The organism is Hymenobacter mucosus, assembly GCF_900188255.1.
In the GTDB taxonomy this organism is placed as follows: domain Bacteria; phylum Bacteroidota; class Bacteroidia; order Cytophagales; family Hymenobacteraceae; genus Hymenobacter; species Hymenobacter mucosus.
Genome location: NZ_FZNS01000006.1, coordinates 359,332 through 381,858, shown reverse-complemented (window position 1 = coordinate 381,858; position 22,527 = coordinate 359,332). Strand labels below are relative to the sequence as shown.

General features: G+C 52.9%; 19 protein-coding genes. 7 read left to right on the top strand and 12 right to left on the bottom strand.

The features are described from left to right. The first annotated feature begins 124 nt into the window (after positions 1-124). Positions 125-1,852, top strand: coding sequence for a T9SS type A sorting domain-containing protein (locus CHB83_RS16275; RefSeq protein WP_089333356.1), 1,728 nt, complete (start codon positions 125-127; stop codon positions 1,850-1,852). Positions 1,853-1,940: 88 nt separating this feature from the next. Here CHB83_RS16275 and CHB83_RS16270 read toward each other — a convergent pair whose 3' ends face one another. From CHB83_RS16270 to CHB83_RS16245, 6 genes are all read right to left on the bottom strand, one after another. Next, positions 1,941-3,728, bottom strand: a complete 1,788-nt coding sequence (locus CHB83_RS16270) for an acyl-CoA dehydrogenase family protein (protein ID WP_089333355.1) — start codon at positions 3,726-3,728, stop codon at positions 1,941-1,943. 330 nt (positions 3,729-4,058) lie between these two features. After that, positions 4,059-5,237 carry an acetyl-CoA C-acyltransferase gene (locus CHB83_RS16265; protein ID WP_089333354.1) on the bottom strand — a complete coding sequence of 393 codons (1,179 nt, stop codon included), beginning with the start codon at positions 5,235-5,237 and terminating at the stop codon, positions 4,059-4,061. A 180-nt stretch (positions 5,238-5,417) separates the two neighbouring features. Continuing rightward, positions 5,418-7,826: a 3-hydroxyacyl-CoA dehydrogenase/enoyl-CoA hydratase family protein gene (locus CHB83_RS16260; protein WP_089333353.1), complete on the bottom strand. Its 2,409-nt coding sequence runs from the start codon at positions 7,824-7,826 to the stop codon at positions 5,418-5,420. A 141-nt stretch (positions 7,827-7,967) separates the two neighbouring features. Continuing rightward, positions 7,968-8,444: a MarR family winged helix-turn-helix transcriptional regulator gene (locus tag CHB83_RS16255; protein ID WP_045688397.1), complete on the bottom strand. Its 477-nt coding sequence runs from the start codon at positions 8,442-8,444 to the stop codon at positions 7,968-7,970. Between the two features lie 295 nt (positions 8,445-8,739). Further along, a complete protein-coding gene (locus CHB83_RS16250; RefSeq protein ID WP_179225544.1) occupies positions 8,740-9,414 on the bottom strand; it encodes a carboxypeptidase-like regulatory domain-containing protein in 675 nt (224 codons plus the stop codon). 121 nt (positions 9,415-9,535) lie between these two features. Beyond that, on the bottom strand, positions 9,536-11,332 hold the full coding sequence (locus CHB83_RS16245; protein WP_317044795.1) for an AMP-dependent synthetase/ligase: 1,797 nt from the start codon (positions 11,330-11,332) through the stop codon (positions 9,536-9,538). Between the two features lie 185 nt (positions 11,333-11,517). On the opposite strand from CHB83_RS16245, the gene CHB83_RS16240 reads away from it, so the two are divergent. The 4 genes from CHB83_RS16240 (at position 11,518) to CHB83_RS16225 (ending at position 14,560) form a co-directional block, all read left to right on the top strand. Next, a complete protein-coding gene (locus CHB83_RS16240; protein ID WP_045688400.1) occupies positions 11,518-12,666 on the top strand; it encodes a formimidoylglutamase in 1,149 nt (382 codons plus the stop codon). An 83-nt stretch (positions 12,667-12,749) separates the two neighbouring features. After that, the gene (locus tag CHB83_RS16235; protein ID WP_045688401.1) at positions 12,750-12,989 is read left to right on the top strand and encodes a cytochrome b5 domain-containing protein; all 240 of its coding nucleotides are present in this window, start codon (positions 12,750-12,752) and stop codon (positions 12,987-12,989) included. Positions 12,990-13,063: 74 nt separating this feature from the next. Then, positions 13,064-13,870, top strand: a complete 807-nt coding sequence (gene murQ / locus CHB83_RS16230) for an N-acetylmuramic acid 6-phosphate etherase (protein ID WP_045688402.1) — start codon at positions 13,064-13,066, stop codon at positions 13,868-13,870. A 123-nt stretch (positions 13,871-13,993) separates the two neighbouring features. Continuing rightward, the gene (locus tag CHB83_RS16225; protein WP_045688403.1) at positions 13,994-14,560 is read left to right on the top strand and encodes a hypothetical protein; all 567 of its coding nucleotides are present in this window, start codon (positions 13,994-13,996) and stop codon (positions 14,558-14,560) included. 79 nt (positions 14,561-14,639) lie between these two features. Here CHB83_RS16225 and CHB83_RS16220 read toward each other — a convergent pair whose 3' ends face one another. The 3 genes from CHB83_RS16220 to era form a co-directional block, all read right to left on the bottom strand. Next, positions 14,640-14,876, bottom strand: a complete 237-nt coding sequence (locus tag CHB83_RS16220; protein ID WP_045688404.1) for a hypothetical protein — start codon at positions 14,874-14,876, stop codon at positions 14,640-14,642. 218 nt (positions 14,877-15,094) lie between these two features. Next, complete coding sequence (gene der / locus CHB83_RS16215; protein WP_055562318.1) at positions 15,095-16,417, bottom strand: ribosome biogenesis GTPase Der; 1,323 nt, start codon at positions 16,415-16,417, stop codon at positions 15,095-15,097. A 122-nt stretch (positions 16,418-16,539) separates the two neighbouring features. Beyond that, positions 16,540-17,439 carry a GTPase Era gene (era, locus tag CHB83_RS16210; RefSeq protein WP_089333350.1) on the bottom strand — a complete coding sequence of 300 codons (900 nt, stop codon included), beginning with the start codon at positions 17,437-17,439 and terminating at the stop codon, positions 16,540-16,542. 229 nt (positions 17,440-17,668) lie between these two features. On the opposite strand from era, the gene hemH reads away from it, so the two are divergent. Continuing rightward, positions 17,669-18,715 (top strand): ferrochelatase, encoded by a 1,047-nt coding sequence (gene hemH, locus CHB83_RS16205; protein ID WP_089333370.1) that lies wholly within the window; start codon positions 17,669-17,671, stop codon positions 18,713-18,715. A gap of 100 nt (positions 18,716-18,815) precedes the next feature. Here hemH and CHB83_RS16200 read toward each other — a convergent pair whose 3' ends face one another. Together CHB83_RS16200 and CHB83_RS16195 are read right to left on the bottom strand one after the other, a co-directional pair. Beyond that, the gene (locus CHB83_RS16200; RefSeq protein WP_089333349.1) at positions 18,816-19,301 is read right to left on the bottom strand and encodes a PRC-barrel domain-containing protein; all 486 of its coding nucleotides are present in this window, start codon (positions 19,299-19,301) and stop codon (positions 18,816-18,818) included. Between the two features lie 30 nt (positions 19,302-19,331). Continuing rightward, complete coding sequence (locus CHB83_RS16195; protein ID WP_089333348.1) at positions 19,332-19,982, bottom strand: hypothetical protein; 651 nt, start codon at positions 19,980-19,982, stop codon at positions 19,332-19,334. A 274-nt stretch (positions 19,983-20,256) separates the two neighbouring features. On the opposite strand from CHB83_RS16195, the gene CHB83_RS16190 reads away from it, so the two are divergent. Then, complete coding sequence (locus CHB83_RS16190; RefSeq protein ID WP_045690339.1) at positions 20,257-21,186, top strand: DUF389 domain-containing protein; 930 nt, start codon at positions 20,257-20,259, stop codon at positions 21,184-21,186. Positions 21,187-21,250: 64 nt separating this feature from the next. Here CHB83_RS16190 and CHB83_RS16185 read toward each other — a convergent pair whose 3' ends face one another. Then, the gene (locus CHB83_RS16185; RefSeq protein ID WP_089333347.1) at positions 21,251-22,402 is read right to left on the bottom strand and encodes a cysteine desulfurase family protein; all 1,152 of its coding nucleotides are present in this window, start codon (positions 22,400-22,402) and stop codon (positions 21,251-21,253) included. Positions 22,403-22,527 lie beyond the last annotated feature (125 nt).

The window sequence follows — 22,527 nt, the reverse complement described above, 5'->3', positions numbered from 1 at the left end:
ACTTCAATATACAGTTCGGCCCTACAGCACTTGAGCACTACAGATGCCCGGGTATTGTGGGGCCGAATTGCATGTATTAAATAATCAGTATATTATAGCAGTTATTCACGTTTAAGCTGTTACCATGAAATCCATACTTATTTCCTATTACCGCTTATGGTTGTGTTTGTGTGTAGCATGGCTAGCCATTCCAGCAGGCTCTGTTGCACAGACGCCCACGTGGAGTGCATTAGCAGTTAGCTCCCAGCCGGCAGGCACCACCGTCCGCCCTAACTACTGTGCAGCCGGGCCCAACGGTACCGTTATTCTGATGGGTTCCTATACAGGAGTTCCTCAGTTTGGCACTCTAGCACCCTTGCCAACGGGCCGGTTTACAGGATTTATAGCGAAGTACGATACTCGAGGTAAGCAGTGGTTATGGTCTACTAGCATTCAGGCTGGCACCTCATATACAGAAAGTGCCGTGAAAAGCGCTGCGTTTACTTCAACCGGTGATGTAGTGGCCGTAGGCTATTGCCTAGAAGGAAATCTTTTTGGCACCTTGCCAACCGGGGGCGGGGGCGGCCGTGAGGCTTTTGTGGCCAAGCTGAATGGTAATACAGGGCAATGGGTATGGGTATCAACTACCCAAGGCTTTGGTATTGATGCCGATGAAGCAACACAAGTAACGCTTACTTCTAACGGCGACCCTATCCTTACTGGCTTCTTTAGGGGCCGGGTTAGTTTCGGAGACAACATTAGCTTCACTAGTGCTACAGCAACCGCCGGCAACATTGGCCCCAACGCCTTTGTGGCAAAGGCCGACGGTAGTACGGGACAGTGGCAATGGGCAACTCCAATACCTGGGGCAGAGAGTACCGGCCGAATAATTGCAGCCCTACCCAACGGAGACGTATTTACGGCTGGCTCTTTCTCTGGCACTGCGCAGTTTGGAGCCCTCCCCGCTCTCACTAGCACTATGGCCGATACCTACGTGGCTAAGCTGACTGGTAGTACGGGACAGTGGCAGTGGGCAAGCCAGGTAGCTGGCCCCGGGTCTACAAGCGGGCTAAGTATAGCTACCACACCTTCCGGCGAGGCCTTTATAGCGGGTGTCTTTTCCCGATCTGCGCAGTTTGGCGCCACACCCGTACTCACGGCACCTAGTGATTCTTGGCCGCAAGCAATTTTTGTGGCTAAAGTAAATGGAGCAGGCCAGTGGCAATGGGCTACGCAGGTCAACGACTACTACTATGCTCCCGAACCAACTGTAATAGCTACCCCTAGCGGCGATGCGCTAGTAGCTGGCACATTCAACGAGGAGGCCACCTTCGGTTCGTTGCCTCCACTACTTAGCGCTGGCAACGAAGATGTCTTTGTAGCAAAGCTAGCCGGAGCTACGGGCCAATGGCAATGGGCCACTCGAGCCGGCAGTTCTGGCCGCGACTTTGGCTACGGCTTATCGTTGAGTCCCGCAGGTGAACCTGTGGTAGCAGGTTATTGTGACGCTACTGCGGCTTTTGGCTCCTTTACTACCGCAGAAGCTGGTCCTTTTGTAGCGCAACTTGGCTCCACTGTAACGGCCACCCAGAATCCGGCCTTTGCCGCACAGCTACAGGTCTTCCCCAACCCAGCATCTACTCACTTTACCTTGCGTCTCCCTTCGCTTAAGGGAGCTTCTACTGCAAAGGCCATTCAGGTTTTACTGTACAACAGCCTAGGGCAAGTAGTACGGCGCCAATTGCTGCCAGCCTCTACCTCTGAAACGTATACCGAGACGCGCTTCGACGTTCAGCATCTTTCTGCCGGCATTTATTCACTTCACTTCCTGATTGACAATCACTCTGTTCGTCATCAGATTGTTATTCAATAGCCGCGCACAACAACGAAAAGCCCCCTCTACTCTAGCAGAGGGGGCTTTTCGTTGTTACTTGAACTTAAGCAATTAATTTTTCTGTGGCTTAGAAAGCATATTCGTTGGCGGCAATTAGCACGTCGGCAATACGGCGGCGAGCATCTTTGGCGTTGTACAGGTCCGCTTTAGTGAAGCGCTTCAGTCCCATAGCCATCAGACGCTGCTCGTCCCCTTCCGTCATGGAGGCAATGGCATCCTTGCCAAACTTCTGCACTTGGTCTACGGCGTCAGCCAAATACACCCGGGCAATGTCAGCCTGTACCGATAGGGCTTCTTCGCCCTTGGTAGCGGCCTCCTTCTCCACGCGCAACAGCACGCTTTCGGCGGTGTACACTTTGATAGCCATGTCGGCAATGTTCATCAATACTTCCTGCTCTTTGGCGAGCGAGTTCATGTATTTCTGAACAGCTGTACCAGCTACCATCAGAATGGCCTTCTTCAGCTTCTGGATGGTTTTTTTCTCAGCAGCGAACAAACCAGTTTCCTCCTCCAAATTGAAATCTGGAATAGCCATCAGTTCTTGCTGTACCGCTTGGGCAGGGCCCATCAAATCCAACTCGCCTTTCATGGCCTTCTTCAGGATCATGTCAACGGCCAGCATACGGTTGATTTCGTTCGTGCCCTCGAAGATGCGGTTGATGCGCGAGTCGCGGTACGCCCGGTCCATGGGGTAGTCGGCCGAGAAGCCGTAGCCGCCATACACCTGTACGCCTTCGTCCACTACATAGTCGAGTACTTCCGAGCCTTCTACTTTCAGAATAGCACACTCCACAGCAAACTCACGAGCAGCACCCAGCAGGGCCTCGTTATGGCTCTGGCCTTTTGCCAGCAGCTCTTGCTCCATGCGGGCAATGTCCATACCGGCGCGGTAAATAGCCGATTCTACGGCGTAGATACGCACGGCCTGCTGAGCCAGCTTGTGCTTGATAGCACCAAACTTGCTGATAGGCAGCTTGAACTGCACCCGCTCATTGGCGTACTTCACGCTCAGCGTAGACGCCATTTTGGTAGCGCCCAAGCACGCCGCAGCCAGTTTGATACGGCCAATGTTCAGGATATTGAAAGCAATGAGGTGGCCTTTGCCAATCTCACCCAGTACGGCAGACTTCGGTACCTTCACATCCGACAGGAATACCTGACGGGTAGAAGAGCCTTTGATACCCATCTTGTGCTCCTCATTACCGAGGCTCAGACCGGGCGTGTTACGCTCCACAATGAAGCCAGTGAACTTGTCGCCGTCTACCTGTGCAAATACAATGAATACATCGGCGAAACCACCATTCGTAATCCACATCTTCTGACCGTTTAGCACATAGTGCTCACCGTCTTCGGTCGGAATAGCTTTGGTTTTAGCACCCAGCGCGTCTGAGCCAGAGCCGGGCTCCGTGAGGCAGTAAGCACCCATCAGCTCACCGCTGGTCAGTCCGGGCAGGTACTTAGCCTTCTGCTCTTCGTTGCCGAAGTACAGGATGGGCAGCATGGCAATACCCGTGTGGGCCGCAAACGCTACCGGAAACGAGTGGCCACCGCCTACGCCTTCGGTCACGCGCAGGGAGGTAGTGAAGTCCATGTCCAGTCCGCCGTACTGCTCCGGGATGCTGACCCCAAACAGGCCCAACTCCCCGGCCTTTTCCATCAGCCCACGCATCAGGCCTTCTTCGTGGTTATCAAGGCGCTCCAGTAGGGGCTGCACTTCTTTCTCGACGAAGTCCAGGGCCGTTTGGTGCATCATGTTCTGCTCCTCCGAAAAATCGGCGGGGGTAAATACATCCTGAGCGTCGGTTTCTTTAATGATGAACTCGCCGCCTTTCACAAGCTTGTTGGTTACTTCCATGACCGGGTGAGATGTAGGGGGTTGGAAAAATCGATGTCAATTAGAGGGAAGATGCTCGGCATACCTACTATCAGGCCGCCAATAGCCCCTTCTGTGTGGGATACCGAAAGATAACAAATTATGTTATGCTTGCCGAGTACTTTCCGAAAAAGAAACCCCGCAGGCCGGGGTTTATAATCTTTAGAAGCAGAACAGCTTACGTAAGTATCTGGTTCTGAAAATGGAGCGTATCCGGCGGTCGGTGTCGTGGGTCAAGTGAGTTTTCCAGTGAAAAACGCTGCCACGTTTTCCGAAAGACGCACGCCACCGACGACCGAATACGCTACCAGCTTACTTCAGCAATTCATAAATGCCAGCTACGCCCTGGCCGCCGCCTACGCAGGCGGTAACCATGCCGTACTTCTGGCCCCGCTCGCGCAGCTCATGGAAGAGCTGAATGCTGAGCTTGGCGCCGGAGCAGCCGAGTGGGTGGCCTAGCGCGATGGCGCCGCCGTTTACGTTCAGCTTGCTCTCGTCAATATCCAGCTCGCGGGTAATAGCAATCGACTGAGAAGCGAAGGCCTCGTTCAACTCAATCAGGTCGATGTCCTGGAGTTGCATGCCGGCTTGCTTCAGCGCCTTCGGAATAGCCTTAATGGGGCCCATACCCATGATGCGCGGGTCAATGCCCTCAGTGGCGTAGGTAATCATGCGAGCAATGGGCTCCAGGTTCAACTCCTTCACCATGCGCTCCGACATTACCAGCACGAAAGCGGCACCATCGGAAGTCTGGGAGGAGTTACCAGCCGTTACGGAGCCGTTCTGCGCAAATACCGGACGTAGTTTGGCCAGCGCCTCCAGGGAGGTATCCGCCCGAGGACCTTCGTCGGTATCGACTACGTAAGAGCGGGTTTTCTTCTTGCTGGTGGCCTGGTCGAGGTAAGTTTCCTCTACCGTGATGGGCACAATCTGCGACTTAAACTTGCCTTCCTGAATAGCCTTAATGGCTTTCTGGTGCGAGTTGTAAGCAAACTGATCTTGGTCTTCGCGCGACACTTTGTAGTCCTGCGCTACGGCTTCGGCGGTCAGGCCCATGCCGAGGTAGTAGTCGGGGTGCTGCTGGGCTAGCTTGTAATTCGGCACTGTTTTCCAGCCCACGGTGGGCACCATGCTCATGCTCTCGGTGCCACCGGCCACGATGCAGTCGGCCATGCCAGCCGTGATTTTGCTGGCGGCCATGGCAATGGTTTCCACGCCGGAACCACAGTAGCGGTTCACGATGAGGCCTGATACGTTCATGGGCAGGGCCAGCAACGAAATCAGGCGGCCCATTTGCAGGCCTTGCTCCGCTTCTGGTACCGCGTTGCCTACCATCACATCGTCAATGCGAGTAGGATCAAGAGCAGGCACGGAGGCGACCAGGTGCTTGATGACGTCGGCGGCGAGGTCATCGGGGCGGGTGAAGCGGAAACCGCCGCGGGTGGCTTTGCCAACGGCCGTGCGGTAACCAGCTACGATATATGCATTCATTGTAGTTAGTCTTGAAGAAAAAAGTGGGATTAGAGCTAGTATAGGCCTAGTTCACCGTCTCAGTTAGAGAGGCTGAGCATAGTTGATTACCCATAGAACAACGCTATCTATAGCTTTCGTTCTAGGTCAGTCAACCACCCCTAGCCCCTCCTCAACTAAGAGGGGAACTAGATTTTAGCTCTAGTTTCTCAAGGGTTTGCCGGTAGTTAGAATCGACTGGATACGCTCCAGCGTTTTCCGTTCGCCAGTGAGGCTGAGGAAGGCTTCGCGCTCCAGATCCAGTAGGTACTGCTCCGATACTTCGGTGGGGCTGCTTAGGTCGCCGCCGCACATGATGTAGGCCAGTTTGTTGGCAATCTTCACATCGTGGTCGGAGATGTAGCGGCCTTCCTTCATGGCGTGCACACCGGTCATGAACATAGCAAGTGCCCCTTTACCGTGCACCTTGATGTTGGTTTTCTGGGTAGGCTGGGTGTAGCCATCCTCGGCCAGCTCAATAGCGGCAGCTTTGGCTTGCGCAATAATGCGGTTGCTGTTCACTACTACCTCGTCGCCGCGGCGCAGGAAGCCTAGGTCGAAGGCCTCGGCAGCGGAAGTGGAAACCTTAGCGGTGCTGACCGTCATGAAGGTGTTGCGCAACAGGTTAAACTCTGGCTCGCCTTCCTCATACTTGGCCGCAGTGCGCAGGGTCATTTCCTTGGTGCCACCACCACCGGGAATCAGGCCTACGCCAAATTCCACGAGGCCCATATATGTTTCGGCGCCTGCTACCACCCGGTCGCAGTGCAGGTTCAGTTCGCAGCCGCCACCCAGAGCAAGTCCGTGCGGCGCGCCTACCACCGGAATGCTGCTGTAGCGCATGCGCATCATGGCCTGCTGGAACTGGGCAATCATCAGGTTCAGCTCGTCGTATTCCTGATCCAGCGCGAACATGTACACCAGGCCTAGGTTGGCCCCAGCAGAGAAGTTTGGTCCGTCGTTGCCGACTACCAGCCCACGAAAGTCTTTCTCCGCTAGCTCCACGCCCTTCATCAGGCCCTGAATTACGTCGGAGCCCAGCGCGTTCATCTTGCTGTGGAACTCTACGTTTAGGATACCGTCGCCGAGGTCGAGTACTGAAGCGCCTGCGTTTTTCCACAGCACTTTGCCAGTGGCGCGCAGGTTATCGAGGAGGATGAAGTTCTCAACGCCCGGAATTGCTTTGTAGGCCTTGCTCTCGATGTCATAGAACTGTTTCACGCCCTGCTCGCTTACCTTGTAGAAGGTAGCGTTGCCAGCCGCCAGCATTTCCTCCACCCACGGAGCCACGGTCTTGCCTTCCGCCTGCGCCAGTTCCAAACCTTTCTGCACGCCTAGCGCATCCCAAGTTTCAAACGGCCCCATCTCCCAACCAAAGCCAGCGCGCAGGGCGTCGTCAATCTTGTAGAGAGAATCGGTGATTTCTGGAATCCGGTTGCTCACGTAGGCAAAGAGGCCCGCAAACGTCTTGCGGTAGAAGTCAGCGGCTTTGTCTTTGCCGGCTACCAGCACCTTAAAGCGGTCGGCCAGCTTCTCAATGGGTTTGGTGGTTTCCAGCGTGGCAAACTTCACCTTGGAGCTGGGCTTGTACTCCAGCGTATTCAGGTCGAGAGCTTGAATTTCCGACTTGCCGCCTTCTCCTTTTACCTTTTTATAGAAGCCCTGGCCGGTTTTGTCGCCTAGCCACTTGTTCTCGGCCATCTTCTTGATGAAGTCTGGCAGTTGAAATGCGGCTTTGGCTTCGTCGTTGGGCAGGTTTTGGGCTAGGCCATTGGCTACGTTGATCATCGTATCCAGGCCTACCACGTCGGAAGTCCGGAACGTGGCCGACTTGGCGTGACCGATAACCGGACCGGTGAGCTTGTCTACTTCCTCCACCGAGAGGCCTAGCTGGCTCATTACCTGCACCACATCCATGATGGCGAAAACGCCCACGCGGTTGGCAATGAAAGCCGGGGTGTCTTTGGCCAGTACGGTGGTTTTGCCCAGGTACAGGTCGCCGTAGTGCATCAGGAAATCAACTACCGCCTGGTCCGTGTCGGGGGTCGGGATGATTTCGAGCAGCTTTAGGTAGCGCGGCGGGTTGAAGAAGTGCGTGCCGCAGAAGTATTTCTTAAAATCGTCGGAGCGGCCCTCCGTCATCATGTGAATCGGGATGCCACTGGTGTTCGAGGTGATGAGCGTGCCGGGCTTGCGATATTGCTCCACGCGCTCAAACAGGCTCTTTTTGATATCGAGGCGCTCTACTACTACCTCAATCGTCCAGTCGCAAGTGGCAATTTCTTTGAGGTTGTCGTCGAAGTTGCCGGTCTTGATGCGGCTGGCTTCCGACTTACGGTAGAGCGGCGAGGGGTTAGCCGCCACGGCTGCCTGCAAAGAACTGTTTACAATGCGGTTTTTCACCGCGGGGTTGTCCAGCTTTAGGCCTTTGGCTTCTTCGGCAGGCAGCAGCTCCTTGGGCGCGATGTCGAGCAACAGTACTTGCACCCCGATGTTGGCGAAGTGGCACGCAATGCGCGAGCCCATCACACCGGAGCCTAATACAGCTACTTTTTTGATGGTACGATTCATTCGTGGGGAGGAATGAGTGGGTGAGAAATGAAAGAATCAGTAGAAGATAGTAGCACCAAACTACTCGTCATGCCGAGTTTATAGGGACGGTTTAGCGCTAATTGGGTTGAGCATCAAAAGCAAATACTCCGAGCTGCTGGCCTAGGCCGGCGACTCGGAGCGCAGGGGTTTAGGTTTGAAGTCGTCGTAGAGCGTTTTGCCCTCAATCATGCCCGTAATTTGAGCGACGACTTTGAAGAACACATTTAGCTCGCTTTGCGGTATCTTCTCTCGCACCTTGGAGTTGAAATGACGAACTGTCTGACGAGATATTTCCTTACCGCGCAGGCCTTCCTCGGTAAGGAAAATTCGCACCGAGCGTTTGTCTTGGGTATCGGCCTGTTTGTAGATCAACCCTTTCTCCTCCATGCTGCGCAGAATGCGTGTCAGAGAACGGGTTTCTAGACCCAATAAAGGTGCTATCTTGGTGGCAGGTGTACCGTTCTCCTGGTCGATGTTCAGCAGCACAAAGCCAATGCTCGTGGTGATGTCGTGCTTGGCCGCCTGCGTATTGTACATGCGCGAAATGGCGTGCCAGGCAACTTTGATATTATAATCGACGGTTTCTTCAGGTGTCATGGTGGGCAAGAACAAGTCCGGTAAACATACAGAAATATGTTATGCTTGCATACTAAGTTGCTCAAAAAAAGTTTAGCCTGCCCAGGCATCTTTGCTGTAGATAGGGCAGGCTAACCTTTCATCAGCTTTAGCTTAGCCTAGGGCATAGTGAAGCTGGTTCTCACCGGCTTAGCGTTCAAGTTGGCCACTACCCGCCGCACTTGGCCGGTGACCGGATTGAAGGAATAAGGCTCAAAGTAGTAGGCTTCACGCCCAATGCCGCCACTTGCAACATCTCGTGGTGCTCCGTAAGCTATTACGTATACCTTGTCACCCCTTGCAAACCCAAACTATTCAGTGAGGACGCGTGAAATGCAATTCGCATTTTAGCAATACCCCTAATGGCAGGCGCTGGCGTGCTTTCCGATTGACTGAGCTGAGTAGCCGACACATAGCTTGTATTACTTACCTCACTCGTATTGCCCAAGAACAGCATCATCGAGTACAGCTTGGGTGCCGGATAGAGCTGGGGGTTATAGGCTATTTGACATTCAAACGCGGCCACCTCATCTGCCAATGAATGCATGTACTTCCCCACGGGGGTCATGCTGAGCACTTGTGTGCTACTTTCTTGGTCCAGCATGATTGAAGAAATATCAACAGGGGCTGGACTTTTAATTTCTAGCTCGTATCGAAGAGTGCCCATACCAGCACGGCTTACGTTAAGAACATACTTTCCCAGCTTAAGATCTCGCAATTCGAAGCTGCCTTGGGCGTCAGTTAAGGCTTTCTTATCCGTGCCTTCTATCATTACTGTTGAGCCTGCTTCGCTCATTGGCTGTAGCACTTCATCCTGCGCCAATACCACACCCGATACAATAGCGCCAATAGCGGCAGGTGTTGGATCAACCCCGTTGGATTTGTTGCAACTGGTTATCATGCATAGGCTACTGCCTAGCACAAAGCCCGCCGAAACGTAAGACTTGTTCATGAGAGTAAAATAAAGACGCTCAACCTGAGTCTGTTTTGTGGTTACCAACAACATGCCATTTCCATCATGCGCAAAAAGGCCCAGCTACTGGTTGGTAGCTGGGCCTTTTATAAGTCGATTACTAATGCTTCTCAGCGTGCTGGTAAAGCCTCTCGATAATGTCCTTGTTGTTGGCTGTGATGATTTTACGCTTGACTTTCATGGTTGGAGTCATCTCCCCGGTTTCCACGGTCCAGAGATGAGGTAGCAGTACTACCTTTTTCACCTGCTCCCACTGCGCAAAGCCGCTGTTGTACTTGTGCACTAGGTCCTCGTACATCTTCACTATCTTCTCATTCTTGACGAGTTCCTCGTTGGAGCCATTGCAATCAACCCCGTTGCGCTTGCACCAGCCTTTCAAATCATCAAAGGACGGAATAACCAGCGCGGAAGGGAATTTCTGCCCGTCGCCTACTACCATACACTGCTCTACCAGCGGCGACTCCTTGAGCTTGCTTTCAATAACCTGCGGGGCAATATACTTACCCCCGGAGGTCTTGAACATCTCCTTCTTACGGTCAGTAATTTTGAGAAACCGGCCTTCTACAATTTCGCCGATGTCGCCAGTGTGGAACCAGCCTTCTTCGTCAAATTCTTTGGCCGTCAGCTCGGGCTTGTTGTAATAGCCTTTCATTACCGATTCTGACTTAGTCAAGATTTCGCCATCGGCTGCAATCTTCACCTCCGTATTATCGATGATGGGCCCCACGGTACCAATCATATTGTTGTCGGGCTCATATCCACCCACGGCAATAACCGGCGAAGTTTCGGTGAGGCCATAACCTTCCATTACTGGAATGCCCGCCGCCCAAAACACACGAGCTAAGCGGGGCTGCAAGGCTCCGCCCCCGCTCACAATACACCGCAGATTGCCGCCAAGTGCTTCGCGCCACTTGTTAAAGATGAGCTTATTGGCTAGTGCCAATTGGGTGTTATAGAAGAATCCGTGGTTCTGCTGATTATCGTACTTGAGCCCCAGGTTAAGTGCCCAGAAGAAAAGCTGCTTCTTGGTGCCTTCCAGGCTATGACCTTTGGCTACAATCTTATCGTATACCTTCTCCAGCAGGCGCGGCACGGTAGTGAAGATTTCAGGCTTCACTTCGCGTAGGTTGTCGGCAATGGTTTCCATGCTCTCGGCGTAGTATATGCTTACGCCGTTGATGAGGTATATATGGGTTACCATGCGCTCAAAGATGTGGCAGAGCGGCAAGAAGCTTAGGGCCTTGTCATCTTTCGTGACAGGTACGAAACGTTGGGCATTGCGGCAGTTGCTGAGGATATTGTTGTGCGTCAGCATCACGCCTTTGGGCTGGCCAGTAGTGCCCGAAGTATAGATAAGCGTCAGCAGGTCATCGGGCTGCACGGCAGCCTTCAAAGGCTCTAAATCGGCGGGGTTACCTTGCTTGCCCAAGTCTAGCAGCTCCGAAAAGTGGCGGGCACCTTCTACCTTATCAAAGGTGAAAACGTTCTGCGGCGGAATATTCAGCCCCTGCGTGGCCTCACGCACTTTGTCCAGCAATTTCTTGTCGGACACAAACACGGCCTTCACGTCGGCATCCGAAAAGATGTACTTGTAATCCTCTACCGTGATGCTGGGATACATGGGTACGCTGGTGGCCCCTAGTTGGGCAATGCCAAAATCAGCGAACATCCACTCAGGACGGTTCATGGAGATAATGGCGACCTTATCGTCCTTACCAACGCCCAAACTGCGCAAGCCCAGGCTTACTTGGTTGACCTTTTCAACCGCCGCATCTGTGCTAATAGGCGTGTATTGGCCATTGATTTTTGCGGCGAAGCAATCAGGCTTGTTGTATTTCTGCTGAAGTTGAGGCAGAATATCAAACGTACGGCGAATGTCCATGCGAGTGAAAGACACTAGGGGTGGGAGTAGTAAAAGAGAGGCAGAGCAATAGTCCGTTGGGCCACACAAGAAAGCGCAACAGAAAACGCTGCTTAAATAACTGCTTTTTTTACGGGAAAGCTTCTATGCTCAGCTGAAAGCAGGTAGGGCCGTGCCTGGCTTTTACGTAGCTTTGTCGGAGTCCGCATCTGCCGCGCCCGATGAATCTGGCCATTTTTTTCGATCCGCTCCACGAAGAGCTGATTTCTTCTTCCGCTTCTCCCACTACCTTAGCGGCATACGCCACGCCGTTTCTGGACACGTTTCCAGATTGGCGCTCTGCCGATTTGGCCTTAATTGGGCTGAATGAGTGGCGTGGCAGTGCTGCTGGTGCCCCAGCCGCGCACGGCGCCGACCTAGTGCGCCGTCACTTTTATCAGCTGCAAAAGGGTACTGGCCCTATTCGGCTTGTTGACTTAGGCAATCTACGCCCAGGCTTAGCCTTGGAAGATACTTACCAGCGCCTACGCGAAATTATTGCCGCCTTACTAGAGCATAACACCGTGCCTATTCTGCTTGGTGGCTCGCACGATTTAGATTACGGGCAGTTTCTAGCGTACGAAACCCTAGACCGCGCCGTTAGCTTCGCAACTATTGATGCGCGCGTGGATATGGCCGAGCAGGTTGGCTCTTGCCCGGAAGAAAGCCATCTGCGCCGCATGCTCATGCACGAGCCCAGCTTCCTCTTCAACTTTGCTCAGCTGGCTCACCAGCAGTACCTAGTGGCCCCCGACGTGCTAGCGGCACTAGAAAAACTTCACTTCGAGACGTTGCGTTTGGGCCAGATACGGGACGACACGCGCCAAGCGGAGCCCTTACTACGGCAGGCCGACTTCGTCAGCTTCGATGTGGCGGCCCTACGCTGGAACGACGCCCCGGCCTACTACCCGGCCAACCCGTTCGGCCTTACCAATGAAGAAGCCGCCAAGCTAGCTTGGTACGCGGGCCACAACGACCAGCTTAGCTCTTTTGGCCTCTACGGCTACCGTCCCGACCACGACCACCATGGTTTAGCTGCCATGACGTTGGCAACTATGCTTTGGTACTTTGTGGAAGGTTACTACCACCGTCGCCACGAAGACGACTTTCAAAGTCGCCGTTTCCTACGCTACGCAGTAGGCTTACCCGGTACACCAGCCAAGTTAGTATTCTACAAAAGCAAGCGCACCGAAAAATGGTGGCTAGAGGTAGAAAGCTTAGCCGACAGTCACATCAAGCGTATTGTACCCTGTAGCTATCAAGACTACCTGCGCGCGGCCCAAGGCGACCTGCCGAACCGCTGGATCTTAACCCAAGCCCTTCTGGGGTAAAGGCGAGCAGTGGCAGGGCAAGCCTTCTTCAGTGGATACTCGCCTACAATGCCCCTGGCGAGCAAACAACTTCTTATCGTACTATGGAACTTCCAACCTATACAAAAGCCCAATTAGCCCTGCGCAATGGCCAAGATAGGGACGAGGTATGGGTGGGCTACCAAGGGCTGGTATACGATGTGAGCCGCTCCCGCTTATGGAAGCGGGGCAACCACTATGAGCACTGGGCCGGGCAAGACCTCACACAGGAGTTGCAGCAGGATGCGCCCCATACAGAACACGTTTTTGATAAATTTCCCGTCATTGGACGGTTGGCTACCTAAACAACGCGGCCTGTTCATCGGCTACTCATCTACTACGTACCGCATCCTCCCTACTCTCCTTCCCCAAGTCTTCAATGAGCACCACTGAAAGTTCTTCGCAATTCAATAACCTGGAGACCCTCTCCACGCATGATCTGCTTGCTGGCATGAATAGCGTGGACCAAACAGTGCCTCAGGCTGTTGCGAAAGCCCTCCCGCAGCTTGAAGCCTTAGTAGAAGCTACGGTAGCCAGAGTAGGAGCGGGCGGACGACTCTTTTACATTGGGGCAGGCACTAGCGGGCGGCTCGGTATCCTAGACGCCTCCGAATGCCCTCCTACCTTCGGGGTGCCCCATGGGATAGTCATAGGTCTGATTGCAGGTGGAGATACGGCAATTCGCAAGGCGGTTGAGAATGCGGAGGATGATGCTGAGCAGGCCTGGCGCGATTTACAGGCCCATGCTATCACAGACAGGGATATAGTGGTCGGTATTGCGGCCTCAGGGCGCACACCTTACGTCATTGGTGGCTTAGCGCAGGCTCGGCAGCATGGCTTGGCTACGGGCTGCATTGTGTGCAATGCTGGTTCGGCTGTAGCGGCGGCAGCAGAGTTTCCGGTAGAAGTAGTAACAGGACCGGAGTTTGTGACGGGGAGCACTCGGTTGAAAGCGGGAACAGCGCAAAAACTCGTGCTGAATATGCTTACTACTGCTACCTTCATTCGCTTGGGTAGAGTAAAGGGCAATAAAATGGTTGATATGCAGCTTTCTAATCATAAGCTGGTAGACCGCGGTGAACGAATGCTTGTGGATGAGCTAGGCATTTCTCAACCAGAAGCTGCCGACTTGCTCCGCCAACATGGCTCGGTGCGAGCGGCGTTGGATGCGTATCAGTCCTCCTAAGCTACTATTTAGCATTCCGAACTTGCTCGAACGGTTTCGAGGCTAAACCCGTTAAACCACCTGCCGCCTCTGCTACACGTGGGCAGGCTCACTTTTTCGGTCACTTCTGCCCTTACCCGCGCCGTGCACACCATCGAACCTCACTACGCCTGGCTGGATCAGTATTCAGCTTCTGAAGACCCTCGCTCTCCCCTCTTTGAGGCCGAAAACAGCCTTGATACTTACGTGAACACCATCTACGGCTACTACATCCACCCGCAGTGGGACAGCCTAGACTCAGAAACCCTCTACCTCAAGATTCTATTCGTTGATTACGAGTTAGGCATCGGTATTATCGAGTTCATTGGGGAGTGGAATGATGCTATTGAAAATGATATCATGCAGCTCAAACGGAACATCATTGATTTGATGACCCATGAGGGTGTCCGCAAGTTCATTCTCATTGGCGAAAACGTGTTCAACTTTCACGGCTCCGATGACTCCTACTATGAAGAATGGTTTGAGGACGTAGAAGAAGGCTGGATTGCGGGCATAAATTTCCAGGAGCACGTCATTCGCGAAATGCGTCAGTACAACATTGACTCCTACGTCAACTTCGGTGGCCAACTCGATGAGCTACCCTGGCGAACCTATCCACCACGCAAATTATTTGAGGTAGTAGACGGGTTACTACAACGCCGCTTAGGCTAATACGAAACCATAGCAAAAGAAAAAGGGCCGCTCCTCGTTGAGGAGCGGCCCTTTTTTAAGCGCCGGACGGCGCATCTATTTACTGAGCGTCGGTTGAGTCAGCAGCGTTTTCAATTTTGTCAGCCTGAGCGTCCGTAGCGTTTTCTACAGAGTCAGCACCAGCTTCGTTGCCAGCATTCTCCATAGCGTCAGCTTTAGCCTCGCCAGCATTTTCTACGTTGTCAGCAGCTTGCTCTTGAGCATCTTCCGTCTTGCTGTCGCAAGAAGCAAATGAGAACGAAGCAGCAGCCAGAGCGAGGAACAATACCTTTTTCATGATCGGGGGTTGATGAGAGAGTTTGTAAAGTCTTTGTTGGTAAAATCTGCAATTCCTCCAGTGACGAATCGCAAGATTCAGGGCTTTATACTCCACCATTGAGAAGGTAACCCCAACTGTAAAAAAAATTTTAATTTATTTTTCACCAACCCTCCCTGCGCCAAAAAAAGCCTGCCCTGCACTACTGCAAGACAGGCTTTTTTTAGATAGAATTGGTATTACTTCTTACGGAACACGATTCCAATGGGAACCCCCTCAAAGTCGAAGTTTTCCCGCAGGCGGTTCTCTAAGTAGCGCGTGTAGCTTTCTTTCACGTACTGAGGCAGGTTGCAGAAGAAAGCAAACACTGGATTGTGCGTGGGCAGCTGAGTAACGTACTTGATGCGCACCATCTTGCCCTTGGTAATGGGCGGAGGATACTTTTCAATTTCCTTGAGCATCACTTCATTCAGCTCCGAAGTCGGAATTTTCTTCCGCTTGTTCTCATACACTTGCACTGCCGTTTCAATGGCCTTGTGCACACGCTGCTTGGTGAGAACGGATGTGAAAATGATGGGTGGGTAGCTGATGGGAGCAATCTTCTCACGAATCTTCTCCTCAAACTCCTTGGCCGTATTGGTTTCCTTGTTTTCAATCAGGTCCCACTTGTTTACCAAGATGACAATGCCCTTGCGGTTCTTATCAGCCAGACCAATGATGTTTAGGTCTTGGGCCTCAATACCCCGGGTAGCATCGAGCATCACAATGCACACGTCGGACTCTTCCAAAGCGCGAATGGAGCGGAGAACAGAGTAAAACTCTACGTCTTCGTGCACTTTGGTCTTACGACGCAGACCAGCCGTGTCTACCAAAATAAACTCTTTACCAAACGCGTTGTAGCGCGCCTGAATAGAGTCGCGGGTAGTGCCGGCAATATCGGTCACAATGCTACGGTCGGTACCTAGTAGCAAGTTCACAAAGGATGACTTACCCACATTTGGGCGTCCTACCATGGCAATTTTGGGAATGCCAGCATCCGGCTCTTCTACCCCTTCTTCTTCAAAATGGCTGATAACGGCATCCAGCAAGTCGCCGGTACCTGAGCCGCTCTGCGAGCTGATAGGATAGATTTCGCCGTCGCCAATACCAAGTGCGTAGAACTCCCCCGAAGCATGAGCACGGGCGTTGGTGTCGGCCTTATTAGCCACAAGGTAGATGGGCTTCTTGCCCTGGTAGCGGCGCAGCACATTCGCAAACTCCTCATCGAGGGAATGCAATCCTGCATCTACGTCTACCATGAACAGTACCACATCGGCTTCATCAATAGCCAGCTTTACCTGCTTATTGATTTCACCTTCGAAAATATCGTCGGAGTTGTGCACGTACCCGCCCGTGTCGATGACGGTGTAGTACTTCCCGGTCCACTCGCCATAGCCGTAGTGCCGGTCACGGGTTACGCCCGATTCGTTGTCCATGATGGCTTTGCGCTGGCCAACCAGACGGTTAAAGAGCGTGGACTTGCCCACGTTTGGGCGGCCCACAATGGCAATTGTGTTTTTCATGTGTCTGACTCCAGCCGCCGGCCCGACCAGTTTCGGCAGTGCCCGGAGTAGTTAAGTGATAAGAAGGTCGGAATGTATTAGTAGCCGTTTTGCCCTACTGGGTAATGTTCAATGGCTCACGGTTATTGCTGATACCCGAAGCGGTTCAACGCCTTAGGGTCGGTACGCCAGTTCTCGTTGACTTTGACGTGGATTTCTAAGAACACTTTTTTCAGGAAAAACCTCTCCATTTCCTCGCGGGCCCAGGTACCAACTTTCTTCAGGGCTTCTCCCTTCTGGCCAATGATGATGCCCTTCTGGCTGGCACGCTCTACATAAATCGTAGCACGCATCCGAATGATGGTTTCTTCCTCCTTAAATTCCTCAATGCCTACCTCACAGCTATAGGGCACCTCTTTTTTGTAGAGCTTGAAAATTTTTTCCCGAATCATTTCGGCAGCGAAGAAACGCTCCGGCTTGTCGGTTAGCTCATCCTTGGGGTAGTACGCAGGGTGCTCTGGTAGACGGTCTAGCACCAGTTGCAGCACTTGGTCGGTACCAAACTTTTCGAGGGCCGAAATGGGTAGTACCTCAGCGGCATTGGGCAAGTGCTCTTTCCAATAGGCCAGCTTGGCTTCTACTTCAGCTTGATCAGCTTGATCAATTTTATTGACTAACAAGATGATGGGCGTGTTCGTCATCTTGCGCAAGCGCTCCACAACTGGCTCTTCGTCGTGCTTCTCGTAGATGTCGGTAACGAACAAAACGACGTCCGCATCTTCCAAAGACGAGTACACAAACGACATCATGGCGTTGTGTAATTCATATTTGGGCTGAATGATACCCGGCGTATCGGAGTAAACGAGCTGAAAATCATCCCCATTGAGAATACCCAAGATACGGTGACGCGTAGTTTGGGCCTTGCTGGTAACGATGCTGAGCCGCTCGCCCATGAGGGCGTTCATAAGCGTTGACTTACCCACATTGGGCTTGCCGATAATGCTCACAAAGCCAGCGCGGTGCGGTTTAGGTTCGGTATTCACTTCAGAATCTGAAAATTGGCCTGCAAAGGTACAGTTTTTCGGTGGGCTCACCGCTTGTTATACAAACATCGGCTGCCAGATGATTGTCTATAGGCTAACTGAAAGTTGATGAACGTCAGGTTTCAGTTAGCCGTTCGTTGTGCGACCTTTGTAGTTGCTTACCGGTGGCTGTTTGTCATCAACTGTTCGTATGACTTTTGCCGGGCACCAGCCGGCACCTTTGTATTCTATGCCCTCTCCTGCTCCCACAAACGGCCGTATTGGCGTTTTGCTCGTTAACCTCGGCACTCCCGATTCGCCCCAGACCAGCGACGTGCGTCGCTACCTAAACGAATTTCTAACTGATGCCCGCGTGATTGACATGCCGGCCGCGGTACGTTACCCGTTGTTTCAGGGCTTAGTGGTGCCCCTACGGGCACCCAAGTCGGCCAAAATATACCAGCAACTCTGGGATACTGAGCGCGGCTCGCCCCTGCTCTATCACGGTCTCGATTTGCAGAAGCTAGTGCAAGAAAAGCTAGGCAAGGACTACCTAGTAGCTTTTGGCATGCGCTACCAGAAGCCCAGTATAGAGAGTGCCCTGCAAGAGCTGCGCGATGCTGCCGTAGACCGCATTATTGTGCTACCACTGTTTCCGCAGTACGCGGCGGCCAGTACTGGCTCGGTACAGGAAAAGGTGATGGACATTGTAAGCAAATGGTGGGTAGTGCCCAGTATTTCGTTTATCAGCACGTTCGTGGAAGACCCCGGCTTTATCGGCACTTTCGCCACGCTAGGCCGGGAGGAAATGGCTAAGCACGACTACGACCACGTCGTGTTTAGCTACCATGGCATTCCTGAGCGCCATGTGTTGAAAGGTAGCCACAACGGGTACTGCAAGCTGGGTAACTGCTGCAACAGCTATAACAAGAACAACCGGTATTGCTATCGGGCACAGTGTTTCGAGACCTCCCGCCAGCTAGGTAAGGCATTGGGGCTTACTCCTGAGCAATACACCACTTCCTTCCAAAGCCGCTTACAAAGCCGCCTGCGTGACCCGTGGTTGCAGCCCTACACGGATGAGGTGCTAAAAGAAATGCCGGGCAAAGGCATTAAGAATGTGTTGGCCTTCTCCCCCGCCTTTGTAGCCGACTGCTTGGAGACTACCATAGAAGTAGGCACCGAGTTTAAAGAGATGTTTGAGGAAGCAGGTGGCAGCCATTGGCAGCTAGTGCCATCCCTCAATTCGCACCCGCAGTGGGTGGAAGCAGTGGCTAACATGATCCGCCGAAATTAACTTACCAAGTACAACCAGCATACAGAAGGGCGGCTCCCGCGCTACTACCAATAACTTGGTAGTAGCGCGGGAGCCGCCCTTAAAGTTGTAACCAGCACTGCTATCCTATGCGACGGCGCTGATAAAATTGCTGGTCATCGTACCCAGGCTGCTCGTAAAAGCTGCGGGGCTGGGCCTCAGATAGTGGAAGACGAAGAGCTAGTAACATAGCTTGCTCATATTCGCGGGTGATTTGAATTTCGTTGTAGGGTGGGTACTCCAATACTGTCTCAGCGGTAAGCGAAGGCACAAATACATTATCAGCATCTTCATCAATGGCTGCTGCCCCAATTGGTAGCAAAATGTGTCGGTCTCGCTCGTTAATATGCAGATCGGCCGAAAGTTCCACGTCGAGGTAACGCACCTTGAGGGCGTCGGCCTCCACTATCAGTTCGTATACCTCCCCGAAAGGCTTGCCGTCGCCACCGCGTACGGTCCAGCCGCGCACATCTGGATTGCCATCGGCTACTTCAAAACTAGGTAAGTCGCGCAGGCGGCGCAAATGCATGCCCTCACTGGAGGGAATAGGATCAGTAGTAGGTTCCATACGTGAGTTGGCTAAGAGTAATAACTCGAACTACCGAGCAGTCTCGTTGATAGTGCGTAGTACGGCAGCAGCGCGCGTAAGAAATTGCTGCACTTGTGCTTGGTCTTGAGGAGTAGCAACGCGGCCACTCAGTGCTCCGGCCTGCGTCATCAGTTCACCAACTTCGGCTTCCAGATTTGGATATGCCTTCTGCTGCACGGCCTGTAAGAACGCCGCCGCGGCCACGTATCCCGGACGCAAGCTGCTTCCGTCTTCTTGCAGGCGGCTGGTTGCACTGGTCAAGTCGTTGCGCTTTTCGGCTATGGTAGCATCGCGTAGGTCGTCGCGGTCAGCCAGGGGTAGCAAAGCGGACGTTAGCAAGCGTAATCCTTCTCGTCCGTACTGGGGTTGGGAAGCATCGCCTTGGGCAAAGCCTGCTAGTACATCGGGAGTCACTGGTGCCGTTTCCGCTGCCATATCGCCCACGGCATCTGCAGTAGGTCGAGGACCTGTTTCGGCACCCGTAGTGCTATCGGGTGGGGGCTGAATACCCGAACCAACAGGAGCCGGAACGTCTTGCGGCGGCTCCGACTCGGCTCGAAATAGGAAGTAGGCAGCTATGCCCAAGCCTGCTACCACTAGCAAAATAAGCAGCCAAGGACTAGGGGATGATTTCTTGCGCTGAATGTTGATGTCGGCCATAGCGTAGAGCGGGCATGTGTAGTTCGGCAATTCCATACGAACCATAGCCGAAATACGATACGCCACTTCGCATCTTCCCTAGTGAAGGGACTGAGCAACGCGGTCAATATTCACTAAGCGACCCACTAAAAATGCCTTGGGTCAAAGAATACGAAGCCGCCTCGTTACAGTGATGTTAAGGGCGGCACTATCTGCTGCAAAGGCATTTAATTGTGCAGCTCTATAGCTGGCTAGTTGAAAACCACGTACTCTATACTTCAACTACTGCTACTGTATGCACCGCAGCCTTGAGCTAACTGTCCCTTCCAACATCACCGAAAACCTTTGCCAGCAGCTTGTTGGGCTCGATGAGGTAATTAGCCTAAGCGTGCAGATTGGGGCCTCGCGCAAACCAGTCGGCGACATCATTTCCGTGCAAGTATTAAATAAGGGTGCCGACGATGTACTACGTATTGCGGGCGAAGTTGTCGCTCACCCCAACGACCTATCGGTAGCTTCAGCCGAGTTAAGCAGCATTATTGCGCCTGCTGAAGGCGAAAAGATTTTGGGAGATAAGGATGAGGCAATTTGGGAAGAAATAGAAGCTGGCTTACGCCATCAAGGAAAGCCTACCCCGAATTACATGGCACTCATGGGCCTTGGTGGAATTTTATCAGCCGTAGGTTTAGTATCTGAGCCAGTACCGCAGGCCGTAGCTTTTATTGCATCCAGCATTATTTCGCCGGGTTTCGAGCCGATTGCGGCAATACCAATGGGTACCGTATTGAAACGCTGGCATGTAGTAGGCCGTGGCCTGCGGTCTACCCTGCTGGGCTATGCTCTCTTTATTTTAATGGCGGGCCTCACCATGCTGTGCCTCACAGCCGCGGGCGAAAGTTCAGCAGCGGAATTGGCTACCAATCCCGAAGTTAAAAGCATGGCTCAGCCCTCACTCAAAACTTTATTGGTTTCCGCTTGCGGTGCGGCAGCAGGTATTATCATTATTGCTGCTTACCGACGTAGTGTAATTGCAGGTGCTCTGATTGCCCTCATTCTGATGCCTGCGGCAGCTTTAATAGGCTGCGGGCTGGCAGTTGGTCGTTCTCACTTGGCACTAGAAGGTCTCAGCCGTTTTGGAATAGATATGGCCTTCGTGTTAGGACTTGGGCTACTAATATTCTACTCGAAACAACGGTTCTTACACCGGCGCAAGCCACTCGAGTAACACCCATACAAAAGGCCAGCCGTCGTCAAACAGCTGGCCTTTTGTATGGGTGTTACTCGAGTGTTTAGGCCTTCAAGGGAGTCTTCTGATACATCTTCGCTAACTGGGCCACTGCATAGTCAACCTCCTCAGCCGTATTGTATTTGCTCATGGAGAAACGAATCGTACCTCGGGATGGGTCACAGTCTAGAGCATTCAACACGTGAGAACCCGCGTTGGCGCCACTAGTACATGCAGAGCCCCCTGACACCGATACGCGGCTGATATCTAGGTTGAATAACAGCATTTCGTTTATATCCGAAGCGGGCAAGCTTACACTGAGAACCGTGTACAAACTCTTATCGGCTTCGGCAGAAGTACCATTGAACTCTACGCCTTCAATTTCAGCCCGCAGCTTTTGAATAAACCGATCCTTCAGCCCCTGGATATGCTGATGATGAGCGCTCATGTCGCGGTACGAAATTTCAAGGGCTTTTGCCAGCCCTACGATACCGTACACATTTTCAGTACCTGCACGTTGGTTGCGCTCCTGAGAGCCGCCGTTAATCAATGAGTCTAACTGCTGCCCAGACCGCCGATACAAGAAGCCGGCACCTTTAGGGCCGTGAAACTTATGCGCTGAGCCCACTAGAAAGTTGGCTTTCAGCTGCTGTACATCGTGCGGGTAGTGCCCCATTGTTTGCACCGTGTCGGTATGGAAGACTGCATTGTGTTGGGCACAGATATTACCAATTGAGTTAATATCGTTTAGATTGCCAATCTCATTGTTGGCGTGCATCAGACTAACGAAGCTGCGCCCGACATGCCCAGCTAGCAGCGCGTCCAGATGCGCAAGATCTAGCCGGCCCTGCTCATCGTGGCGCACGTAGCTTAACTGAATATCTCCGGCTTTCTCTAGGGCTTGCAACGTGTGCAGCACGGCATGGTGTTCCAGCGGCGACGTAATAGCATATTTCAGCCCCAACGTCCGAATGCTACCTACGGCAGCGTAGTTATCTGCCTCCGTTCCGCAAGAGGTAAAGACCACCTCAGATGGAGCGGCATTAATTAAATGAGCAATAGTCTTGCGGGCATTCTCAATAGCAGCCCGCACCTGCCGGCCATGGCCATGAATACTGCTTGGGTTGCCGAAGTGGTTTTGCAGGAAGGGCAACATTGCATCCAGCACTTCGGGGTCCAAGGGAGTGGTGGCAGCATTATCGAAATACACGGTCATGAGCAGGCGTGGCTAAGACGGAAAACGAGGAAGGTGGCACAAAAATAAAGGATTCCGGCGGGGTAGCCGGAATCCTTTCTATAAGCGCGAAGCTGGACTACCAGGATTTTGCCAACTCAGCACTG

Coding starts and splice junctions, on each gene's coding strand:
- CHB83_RS16200 (WP_089333349.1), bottom strand. CDS start 19,301: ATGGAACCTACTACTGATCCTATTCCCTCCAGTGAGGGCATGCATTTG.
- CHB83_RS16250 (WP_179225544.1), bottom strand. CDS start 9,414: ATGAACAAGTCTTACGTTTCGGCGGGCTTTGTGCTAGGCAGTAGCCTA.
- CHB83_RS16185 (WP_089333347.1), bottom strand. CDS start 22,402: ATGACCGTGTATTTCGATAATGCTGCCACCACTCCCTTGGACCCCGAA.
- CHB83_RS16255 (WP_045688397.1), bottom strand. CDS start 8,444: ATGACACCTGAAGAAACCGTCGATTATAATATCAAAGTTGCCTGGCAC.
- CHB83_RS16235 (WP_045688401.1), top strand. CDS start 12,750: ATGGAACTTCCAACCTATACAAAAGCCCAATTAGCCCTGCGCAATGGC.
- CHB83_RS16190 (WP_045690339.1), top strand. CDS start 20,257: ATGCACCGCAGCCTTGAGCTAACTGTCCCTTCCAACATCACCGAAAAC.
- der (WP_055562318.1), bottom strand. CDS start 16,417: ATGAAAAACACAATTGCCATTGTGGGCCGCCCAAACGTGGGCAAGTCC.
- CHB83_RS16260 (WP_089333353.1), bottom strand. CDS start 7,826: ATGAATCGTACCATCAAAAAAGTAGCTGTATTAGGCTCCGGTGTGATG.
- CHB83_RS16240 (WP_045688400.1), top strand. CDS start 11,518: ATGAATCTGGCCATTTTTTTCGATCCGCTCCACGAAGAGCTGATTTCT.
- CHB83_RS16195 (WP_089333348.1), bottom strand. CDS start 19,982: ATGGCCGACATCAACATTCAGCGCAAGAAATCATCCCCTAGTCCTTGG.
- hemH (WP_089333370.1), top strand. CDS start 17,669: ATGCCCTCTCCTGCTCCCACAAACGGCCGTATTGGCGTTTTGCTCGTT.
- CHB83_RS16265 (WP_089333354.1), bottom strand. CDS start 5,237: ATGAATGCATATATCGTAGCTGGTTACCGCACGGCCGTTGGCAAAGCC.
- CHB83_RS16270 (WP_089333355.1), bottom strand. CDS start 3,728: ATGGAAGTAACCAACAAGCTTGTGAAAGGCGGCGAGTTCATCATTAAA.
- CHB83_RS16275 (WP_089333356.1), top strand. CDS start 125: ATGAAATCCATACTTATTTCCTATTACCGCTTATGGTTGTGTTTGTGT.
- CHB83_RS16220 (WP_045688404.1), bottom strand. CDS start 14,876: ATGAAAAAGGTATTGTTCCTCGCTCTGGCTGCTGCTTCGTTCTCATTT.
- murQ (WP_045688402.1), top strand. CDS start 13,064: ATGAGCACCACTGAAAGTTCTTCGCAATTCAATAACCTGGAGACCCTC.